This is a genomic window from Streptomyces sp. NBC_00659 (genome assembly GCF_036226925.1).
GTDB lineage: Bacteria > Actinomycetota > Actinomycetes > Streptomycetales > Streptomycetaceae > Streptomyces.
Genome location: NZ_CP109031.1, coordinates 9,605,687 through 9,615,802 on the forward strand (window position 1 = coordinate 9,605,687; position 10,116 = coordinate 9,615,802).

Below are 10,116 nucleotides of genomic sequence, written 5' to 3' on the forward strand. Positions count from 1 at the left end.
CACCACCAGCACACCGACCCGTGCGGCACGCACCGGAGGGAGGGAGACACCCATGAACGATTCCGTGATCGAGGCCGTGGGCCTCACCAAGACATACGGAACCGCCACCGTCCTGGAGGACGTGAGCCTGGCGGTGCCCCGCGGCACCGTCCTCGCACTGCTCGGACACAACGGCGCGGGCAAGACCACCCTGGTCGACATCCTGACCACCACGCTGCCCCCGACCGCGGGCACCGCCAGGATCGCCGGGTACGACGTGACACGGCGGCCCGACGAGGTACGCCGCAGGATCGGCGTCACCGGCCAGTTCGCCTCCGTCGACGACGGGCTGTCCGCCGTCGACAACCTGGTGCTCCTGGCGCGACTGCTCGGCGCGGGCCGCCGCCAGGCCGCCGCGCGCGCGGACGAACTCATCACCCTGTTCGACCTGACCGGCGCCGCCCGCAAACCCGTCCGCACCTACTCGGGCGGCATGCGCAGGCGCCTCGACCTCGCCGCCGGACTCATCGGCAACCCCGAGGTCATCTTCCTCGACGAGCCGACCACCGGCCTCGACCCGGCCGCCCGGCTCGCCCTGTGGGAGGTCGTCGAACAGCAGGTCCGCGCGGGCGCCACCGTCCTGCTGACCACCCAGTACCTGGAGGAGGCCGACCGGCTCGCCGACTCCATCATCCTGCTCGCCTCGGGCCGCGTCGTGGCCTCCGGCACCCCCGCCGAGCTCAAGGCACGGGCCGGACAGCACTCCGTCACCGTCACCTTCGACAACGCGAGCCTCGTGCCGCAGGCGACCGAGGCACTGCTGCGCGCCGGCCTCGCACCCGCCCACGACGAGGGCGGCACCACCGTCACCACCCCGCTGACGGCGGCCCGCGACGTCGCCACCGTCGTCCGTGCCCTGGACGAGCACGGCATCGACTTCACCGGGCTGTCCATGGCGGAACCCACTCTCGACGACGTGTACCTCACCTACGCCCACCGCCCCGCGGCGGTCGCAACAGCCTGATCACGAAAGGAGACCGGCCATGACCAGCACCGTTCCCAAGGCGACCGCCACCGCATTACGCACCGACACCTGGCGCGGCACCGGCGTCGCCACCCAGATCCTCGTCCTCAGCGAGAAGTCGCTCAGGCGGCTCGTCACCGACCCCAAACTCCTGCTGTTCAGCGTGCTCCAGCCGCTGATCCTCCTGCTGCTGTTCGGGCAGATCTTCAACAGCATCTCCAAGACACCGGACTTCCCCGCGGGCGTCAGCTACATCGACTTCCTCGTCCCGGCGATCATGGTCAACACGGCCATGCAGTCGGCACTGCTGTCCGGCACCGGCCTCAACGAAGAGATCAAGAACGGCATGGTGGCCCGCTTCCGCACCCTGCCGATCTGGCTGGGCTCGGTCCTGGTCGCCCGCAGCGTCTTCGACCTGGCCCGCGGCGCCATCCGGCTCGCCCTCATGGTGCTCCTGGCCGTCGCACTGTTCGGCTTCTCACCGGCCGGCGGCGTCCTGGGCATCCTCGGCGCCTTCGGGCTCGCCCTGGCCATCGGCTGGGGGCTGGGCTGGGTGTTCCTCGCCCTCGCGGTCTGGCTGCGCAACGGCGAGTCCATGCAGGCGGTCGGCTTCCTGGCCATGTTCCCGCTGATGTTCGCCTCCAACGCCTTCGTCCCCGTCGACGGCCTGCCCGGCTGGCTCGGCGCGGTCGCCACGGTCAACCCGATGACGTACGGCGTCGAGGCCGCCCGCGACCTCACTCTCGCCCACCCCGTCGGCTGGGGCGCCCTCATCGCGGTCGCCCTCTCCGCGGCGATCGGCGCGATCGCCATCCCCGTCGCCGTCCGCGGCTTCCGCCGCCCGGCCTGACCGACCCCCTGAAAGGGCCCGTCCCCCGCGGGCCCACCCCGAAGAGGTTCGGCCCCCTCTCCCACGAGAGGGGGCCGAACCGTCACCGGCAGCAGCGGGAACGGATCACGCCACCCGCAGCGACCGCGCCGGCAGCGGCGGAGCGTCGTCGTTCAAGTAGTTGCTCAGACTGCGCAGCTGGGACCGCTGGTACGAGGTCATCGGCAGCAGGCCGCCCACCACACGCAGCAGCCCGGGCGGCAGCGGCAGATTGCGGCGGCCCATCATCGTGGCGATCGAGTGCATCTTCCGCATCCGGGGCCAGCGCAGCGCCTCGTACCGGCGCAACGCCTCCCGAGGAGTCGCCCCCGGCTGGGACAGCACCCGGTTCAGCACCCACGCGTCCTCCAGCGCCTGGCACAGACCCATGCCCAGCCGCGGCGGCACCGCGTGCGCCGCGTCGCCCAGCAGGGTCACCGGCCCGGCGGACCAGTTCTCCCGCACGCTGTGCAGGATGTGCGGAAAGACACCGACATCCGCGTCGGTGATCGTCTCCAGCAGCGTCGGCATCGGCGTGGACGTCCAGTGCCCGAACCGCTCCCGCAGGTTACGCACCGCGGAGGCACCCGGCGCGGCCGGCCTGCCGTCCACCCCGGGCGGGGCCGTGTCGCCGTCCCTGAAGGGCAGTTCGAACGCCCAGTACACCTCGCCACCGCCGACGGGGTGCACCACACAGATGCCCTCCTTGCCGTACAGCGAGTGGATCCGCGAACCATGGGCGAACTCGTGCGGCAGCTTGGTGATGCCGTGCCAGGTCGCATCGCCCAGATAGACGGCCGGCTGCTCGTCCACCAGCAGCCGCCGCACCTGCGACCGGTGCCCGTCCGCACCCAGCACCACATCACCCACGGCCCGCGTGCCGTCCTCGAAGGCCACGGTCGCCTTCCCGCCGGCCTCCTCGACGGCCACCGCCCGCTTGCCGAACCGCACCACGCCGTCCGGCAGCCGCCCGGCCAGCTTCGCCAGCACATGACCGCGCTTGGTCACCAGGATCTCGGCACCGAAGTGCCGCGCCAGCCGCGACAGATCCAGCCGCATCAGCCGGGTGTCCCCGTCCGCGACCAGGTCCAGCGCCTCCATACGCGCCCCGTCGACGCTCTCGGCCGGGACCCCCAACTCGTCGAGGATTCCCGTGGCGTTGGGGTACAGCAGCACGCCGTTGCCGTCCGTACGCAGCTGGTCGGCGGCCTCATACACCTCCACCTCGTGGCGCTGCGACAGCGCGACCGCAGCGGCCACGCCGCCCACACCGGCGCCCACAATGATGATCTTCATCGGTTTTCTCCCTGGTTGCCGTCGTCCGTGAGCGCCTCCAGCCAGCCGTGTGCCGCCCCGGCGGTGGAGTGTGAAAGGTCCTCGAGGATCGTGAAGTGGTTTCCGGGCACGTCCAGCCGGTCGTCCGCGAACTCCCAGTCCGCCCGCCAGCCGTCCCCGTCCGGCGCCTCCTGCGCGAAGTGCTCGGAGGCACGGATCAGCAGCGTCCGGGTGGCCAGGCCCCGCGGCTCCCAGCCCTCGAAGACCCGGATGTAGCCGCCCATCGCCGACAACCGCTCGTCGCTGAGCAGGTCGAAGGTGTTCTCGCGGTCGAGCATCGCCTTCGCCATCTCCGTGGCGGCGGGCGAGTTCTGCATCGCCGACGGCGAGGAGCTGTCGAGCAGCACCATCGCCGCGGCCGGCGAGCCCAGTTCCTCCAGCCGCTGGGCCACCGCGTGCGCGACCCAGCCGCCCGCCGAACGTCCCACCAGCACGAACGGCCGCCCGGCCGCGCACCGCAGGGCCGCCTCGGCATGCGCCCCGGCCAGCGCGGTCACATCCGCCGGCAGGCTCTCCCCGCCGACGAACCCCGGCTCCGGCAGCGCCCACACATCCCGTACGTCCCTGAAATACGCGGCGAAACGGGCGTACTCGTGCGGACCCGCCACCGGGCTGAACGACGGGAAGCAGACCAGCACCGGCCCGTCACCGTCCGCCGGACCGGTCGCCAGCCGCACCGGCTCCGGAAGAACCCCCTCAGCCGGCGTACGGAACTGCTCCTGCAGCAGCGACGCGGCCTTGAGCACCTCCTGCGCCTCGTCGAACTTGCCCAGCTCACAGGCCCGCCAGTACAGCGACCCGATCGGCCCCGGCCCCTCTCCGGCCGCCTCGTCCGCCACCTCGCGCGCGCCGAGCTGCTCGGCCAGATACGCGGCCAGCCGCTCGGGCGTCGGATGGTCGAACATCAGCGTCGCGCCGAGCCGCAGCCCGGTCAGCGCCTTGAGCCGGTTGCGCAGCTCCACTGCGGTCAGCGAGTCGAACCCGGACTCCAGGAACGACCGCTGCGCCACCACCCCACCGGCGTCCGCATACCCGAGCACTGCCGCGGACTGCTCCCGCACATGCGCCAGCAGCGCATCCACCCGCTCGCCCTCCGGCAACCCCGCCAGCCGCGCGGCCTCCCCAGCGTCGGCCACCGGAACGGCCGCACTTTCCCCGAGCGTCGAAACCACGCTCTGCAGCGAGCTCTCGAGCCAGTAGTGGGTGTGCTGGAAGGGGTAGGTGGGCAGGTCGACGGTTTTGGCGCCGGTGTCTGCGAGGTAGGCGGTCCAGTCGACGGGGGTGCCGTGGACGTGGAGCTGGGCGAGGGCCTCGACGAGTGCGGTGGGCCCGGTGTGCTTGCGGGTCTGGGTGGCGATGGACGTGGTGTCTTCGAGGGTGTCTGCGGCGAGGGCGGTGAGGATGCCGTCGGGTCCGATTTCGAGGAGGCGGGTGGTGTTCTGGTCGGCGAGGGTGCGCAGGCTGTCGTGGAAGCGGACGGCTTCGCGGATGTGGCGGACCCAGTAGGCGGGGGTGGTGAGCTGGTCGGGGTCGGCGGGTTGTCCGGTGAGGTTGGAGATGATCGGCAGGGTGGGGGAGTGGAACTCGACCGACTCCAGGACCTGTTGGAAGTCGTCGAGCATGGGTTCCATGAGGGGCGAGTGGAAGGCGTGGCTGACGGTCAGCCGTTTGACCTTCCGTCCCTGGGCCGAGAGTTCGGCGAGGACCGCTTCCACGGATTCTTCGTCGCCGGAGATGACGGTGGAGGTGGGTCCGTTGACGGCGGCGATGACGGCCTGTCCGCGGAGCAGTGGGGTGATTTCCTGTTCGGTTGCTTCGATGGCGGCCATGGCGCCGCCGGCGGGGAGGGCTTGCATGAGGCGTCCGCGTGCGGTGACCACGCGGGCGGCGTCGTCCAGGGTCCACAGTCCGGCGAGGTGGGCGGCGGTGAGTTCGCCGATGGAGTGTCCGGCCAGGGTGTCGGGGGTGATGCCCCAGCTGGTGACGAGCCGGTGGAGGGCAATCTCGAAGGCGAAGAGGGCGGCCTGGGTGTACTGGGTCTGGTCGAGGAGATTGTTGTCGGCCGCGAACATCACGTCCTTCAGCGGCCGGTCCAGATGGGTGTCGAGTGCGGCGCATGCGGCGTCCAGCGCGTCGGCGAAGACGGGGAAGGCGTCATACAACTCACGCCCCATACCGGCCTGTTGGGCGCCCTGACCGGTGAACAGGAACGCCGTCCGCCCGGCCTGGGCACTCCCGGTGAGGGCGCCGGGACTCCCCTCGGCCACGGCCGCGAGACCGGCGAGGAGTTCCTCCAGGTTGCTGCCGATGACCACGGCCCGTTGGTCGAGGCGGGCGCGGGTGGTGGCCAGCGACAGGGCGATCTCGGCGGGAGTGTGGTCGCGCCCGGAGAGGTGGGCGGCGAGCCGTGCGGCCTGGTCCCGCAGTGCTCCCTGGCTCTTGGCCGACAACAGCCAGGGGGTGACCGGCAGTTCGCGCACCGGTTCTGCCTCGGGCTGCTCCTTTGGCGGTGCCTGCTCGACGATGATGTGCGCGTTGGTGCCACTGATACCGAAGGAGGACACACCCGCCCGGCGCGGCCGGTCCGCCTCGGGCCAGTCCCGGGCTTCGGCCAGCAGCTCCACCGCGCCCGCCGACCAGTCCACATGCGGAGTCGGCTCATCCACGTGCAGGGTCTTGGGCAGCACCCCATGCCGCATCGCCTGCACCATCTTGATCACACCGCCGACACCGGCGGCGGCCAGTGTGTGCCCGATGTTGGACTTCAACGAGCCCAGCCACAAAGGCTGTTCGCGGTCCTTGCCATAGGTGGCGAGGAGGGCTTGTGCCTCGATCGGGTCGCCGAGTTTGGTGCCGGTGCCGTGTGCCTCCACCGTGTCCACATCGGCGGCCGTGATACGGGCGTTGGCGAGGGCCTGCCGGATCACCCGCTGCTGGGAGGGGCCGTTGGGGGCGGAGAGGCCGTTCGAGGCACCGTCCTGGTTGACGGCCGAACCACGGATGACACCGAGCACCTGGTGGCCACGGCGACGGGCGTCGGACAGCCGCTCGAGGAGCAGGACACCGATGCCCTCGGACCAGATCGTCCCGTCGGCCTCCGCCGCGAACGACTTGCACCGCCCGTCGGGCGCGAGCCCGCGCTGGCGGCTGAAGTCCAGGAAGGCGCCCGGCGTCGCCATGACGGTCACACCGCCGGCCAGCGCCATCGAGCACTCACCCGTCCGCAGGGACTGCGCGGCCAGATGGATCGCGACCAGCGAGGACGAGCATGCCGTGTCGACGGTCACCGCCGGCCCTTCGAGACCGAAGGTGTAGGAGACCCGGCCCGAGACCACACTGGCGGCGCCTCCGCTGGAGAGGTAGCCCTCCAGCTCCTCCGGCACCTTCTCCAGCCGGGTCCCGTAGTCGTGGGCGACGACACCCGCGTACACACCGGTCTGGCTGCCGCGCAACGACGCCGGATCGATCCCGGCCCGCTCGAACGCCTCCCAGGACGCCTCCAGCAGCAGCCGCTGCTGCGGGTCCATCGCGAGCGCCTCACGCGGACTGATCCCGAAGAACTCCGCGTCGAACTCCGCCGCGTCGTGCAGGAAGCCCGCCTCACGGACGTACGTACGGCCGGAGACGCCCGGGTCGGGATCGTAGAGGCTGTCGATGTCCCAGCCACGGTCGGAGGGGAACGGACCGATGGCGTCCGTGCCCTCCACCACCAGCCGCCACAGCTCCTCGGGCGAGCCGACCCCGCCGGGGTAACGGCAGCTCATCGACACGATGGCGACCGGCTCGTCGAGCGCGGCCGCCGTGACCCGCGCGGCGGCCTGCGGCTCGCCGTTGCCGAGCAGTTCCGCCCACAAGTGGTCCGCGAGCCGCTGCGGGGCCGGGTGGTCGAAGACGAGGGACGCGGGCAGCTCGACCCCGATCGCCGCACGCAGCCGGTTTCGGAACTCCACGGAGGTCAGCGAGTCGAACCCCAGATCCTTGAAGGCACTCTCCGGCTCGACCTCGTTGACATCCGCATGCCCGAGCACGCCCGCGGCCTCGGCCCGTACGAGGTCCAGGAGCGCGCGCTCCTGCTCGGCGCGGGGGAGCGCAGCCAGCTGCTGTACCAGAGTCGGGCCGTCAAGGGCCGCATCGGCGTCCTCGGGGACGGCCTGTGCAAGGACCGTCTTCTTGGGGGTGTTCGGTTCGAGCCAGTAGTGGGTGTGCTGGAAGGGGTAGGTGGGCAGGTCGACGGTTTCGGCGCCGGTGTCTGCGAGGTAGGCGCTCCAGTCGACGGTCGTGCCGTGGACGTGCAGGCGGGCGACGGCGTCGAGCAGGGCTTTGGGTCCGGTGTGCTTTCTGGTCTGGGTGGCGGCGGCGGTGGTGTCGTCCAGGTTCTGTTGGGCGAGGGCGGTGAGGACGCCGTCGGGTCCGATTTCGAGGAAGCGGGTGGTGCCCTGGTCGGCGAGGGTGTGCAGGCTGTCGTGGAAGCGGACGGCCTGGCGGATGTGGCGGACCCAGTAGGTCGGGGTCTGGAGGTCGGTGGGGTCGGCGGGTTGTCCGGTGAGGTTGGAGATGATCGGCAGGGTGGGGGAGTGGAACTCGACCGACTCCAGGACTTGTTGGAAGTCGTGGAGCATGGGTTCCATGAGGGGTGAGTGGAAGGCGTGGCTGACGGTGAGCCGTTTGACCTTCCGTCCCTGGGCGGAGAGTTCGGCAAGGACCGCTTCGACGGAGACTTTGTCGCCGGAGATGACGGTGGAGGTGGGTCCGTTGACGGCGGCGATGACGGCCTGTCCGCGCAGCAGGGGGGTTATTTCCTGTTCGGTTGCTTCGATGGCGGCCATGGCGCCGCCGGCCGGGAGGGCTTGCATGAGGCGTCCGCGTGCGGCGACCACCCGTGCGGCGTCGTCCAGGGTCCACAGTCCGGCCAGGTGGGCGGCGGTGAGTTCGCCGATGGAGTGTCCGGCCAGGGTGTCGGGGGTGATGCCCCAGCTGGTGACGAGCCGGTAAAGGGCAATCTCGAAGGCGAACAGGGCGGCCTGCGTGTACTGGGTCTGGTCCAGTGCCGCGTCCTCGGCCGCGAACATCACGTCCTTCAGCGGCCGGTCCAGATGAGCGTCGAGTGCGGCGCATGCGGTGTCCAGCGCGTCGGCGAAGACGGGGAAGGCGTTATACAACTCGCGCCCCATACCGGCCTGTTGGGCGCCCTGTCCGGTGAACAGGAACGCGGTGCGCCCGGCTTTGGCGGTCCCGGAGATGATCCCGGGGCGTCCCTCGGCCACGGTCGTGAGCCCCGCGATCAGTTCCTGCCGGTTCGCGCCGACGACGACGGCCCGCTGGTCGAAGCCGGTCCGTGACACGGCCAGCGACAGCGCCACATCCAGCGGCGACGCGTCCTGGTCACTGGTGACGTGCGCGGCGAGCCGTGCGGCCTGCTCCCGCAGCGCGGGCCGGCTCTTGGCCGACAACACCCAGGGCACAACGGGCAGTTCACGTCCCGGCTGGACCTCAGCCTGCTCGGCGGGCTCCTCGGCCGGTGCCTGCTCCAGGATCACATGCGCGTTGGTGCCGCTGATCCCGAAGGAGGACACACCGGCCCGCCGCGGCCGGTCGGCCTCGGGCCAGTCCCGGGCCTGGGCCAGCAGCTCCACCGCACCCGCCGACCAGTCGACGTGCGGGGTCGGCTCGTCGGCGTGCAGGGTTTTGGGCAGCACCCCGTGCCGCATCGCCTGCACCATCTTGATCACACCGGCCACGCCCGCGGCGGCCTGCGCATGCCCGATGTTCGACTTCAACGAGCCCAGCCACAGAGGCTGTTCGCGGTCGTCCTTGCCGTAGGTGGCCAGCAGAGCCTGTGCCTCGATCGGGTCACCCAGCTTGGTGCCGGTGCCGTGCGCCTCCACCGTGTCCACATCGGCGGCCGTGATACGGGCGTTGGCGAGAGCCTGCCGGATGACCCGCTGCTGCGACGGACCGTTCGGCGCGGTGAGGCCGTTGCTCGCACCGTCCTGGTTGACGGCCGAACCACGGATGACGCCCAGGACCTTGTGGCCCTTCTTCTGCGCGTCGGACAGCCGCTCCAGGAGCAGCACACCCACGCCCTCGGCGTAACCGAAGCCGTCGGCCGCCGCGGAGAAGGCCTTGCAGCGGCCGTCGCGGGCCAGCCCCCGCTGGCGGCTGAAGGCCACCAGCCCCTCGGGCGTCGAGACGACCGCGACGCCGCCCGCGAGGGCGAGTTCGCACTCGCCGAGCCGCAGGGACTGGGCCGCCAGGTGGATCGCGACCAGCGAGGACGAGCAGGCCGTGTCGACCGTGACCGCCGGGCCCTCCAGGCCCAGCGTGTAGGAGATGCGGCCGGAGACGACGCTCGCCGCGTTGCCGATGGCGAGATAGCCGTCGTCGCCGGCGGCGCCCGCGGCCAGCATCGCGTAGTCCTGGCCGCTGGTGCCGGCGAAGACGCCGACCCGGCCGCCGCGCACCGAGTGCGGGTCGATGCCCGCCCGCTCGAACGCCTCCCAGGAGGTCTCCAGGAGCAGCCGCTGCTGCGGGTCCATGGCGAGCGCCTCACGCGGGCTGATCCCGAAGAAGCCGGCGTCGAAGCCGCCCGCGTCGTCGAGGAAGCCACCGCCCTCGGCGTAGATCCTGCCCGGGGCGTCCGGGTCGGGGTCGTACAGGTTCTCCACGTCCCAGCCGCGGTCGGCCGGGAAAGTGCCGACCGCGTCCGTGCCCGCTTCGACGAGCCGCCACAGATCCTCGGGCGAACGCACCCCGCCCGGCAGCCGGCAGCTCATCGACACGACGGCGATGGGCTCGTACTTCTCCTCCTCGACCTCGCGCAGCCTGCGGTGGGCCTGACGGGCGTCGGTGATGGCCCGCTTGAGGTACTCGCGGAGCTTGTCTTCGTTGGTCGTCATGCGAGTTCTCTCCG

Annotated in this window: 4 protein-coding genes; 2 read left to right on the forward strand and 2 right to left on the reverse strand. The window is 71.3% G+C overall.

Translation table 11 applies throughout. From position 1 onward, the window contains the following. The first annotated feature begins 52 nt into the window (after positions 1 to 52). Positions 53 to 1,003 carry an ATP-binding cassette domain-containing protein gene (locus tag OG410_RS42360; RefSeq protein ID WP_329297134.1) on the forward strand — a complete coding sequence of 317 codons (951 nt, stop codon included), beginning with the start codon at positions 53 to 55 and terminating at the stop codon, positions 1,001 to 1,003. A 19-nt stretch (positions 1,004 to 1,022) separates the two neighbouring features. Then, on the forward strand, positions 1,023 to 1,853 hold the full coding sequence (locus OG410_RS42365) for an ABC transporter permease (protein WP_329297133.1): 831 nt from the start codon (positions 1,023 to 1,025) through the stop codon (positions 1,851 to 1,853). 105 nt (positions 1,854 to 1,958) lie between these two features. Here OG410_RS42365 and OG410_RS42370 read toward each other — a convergent pair whose 3' ends face one another. Together OG410_RS42370 and OG410_RS42375 are read right to left on the reverse strand one after the other, a co-directional pair. After that, on the reverse strand, positions 1,959 to 3,167 hold the full coding sequence (locus OG410_RS42370; RefSeq protein WP_329297132.1) for an FAD-dependent monooxygenase: 1,209 nt from the start codon (positions 3,165 to 3,167) through the stop codon (positions 1,959 to 1,961). Then, a complete protein-coding gene (locus tag OG410_RS42375; protein WP_329297131.1) occupies positions 3,164 to 10,102 on the reverse strand; it encodes a type I polyketide synthase in 6,939 nt (2,312 codons plus the stop codon). Before OG410_RS42375 ends, OG410_RS42370 begins: the two co-directional genes overlap by 4 nt. Between the last annotated feature and the right edge of the window lie 14 nt (positions 10,103 to 10,116).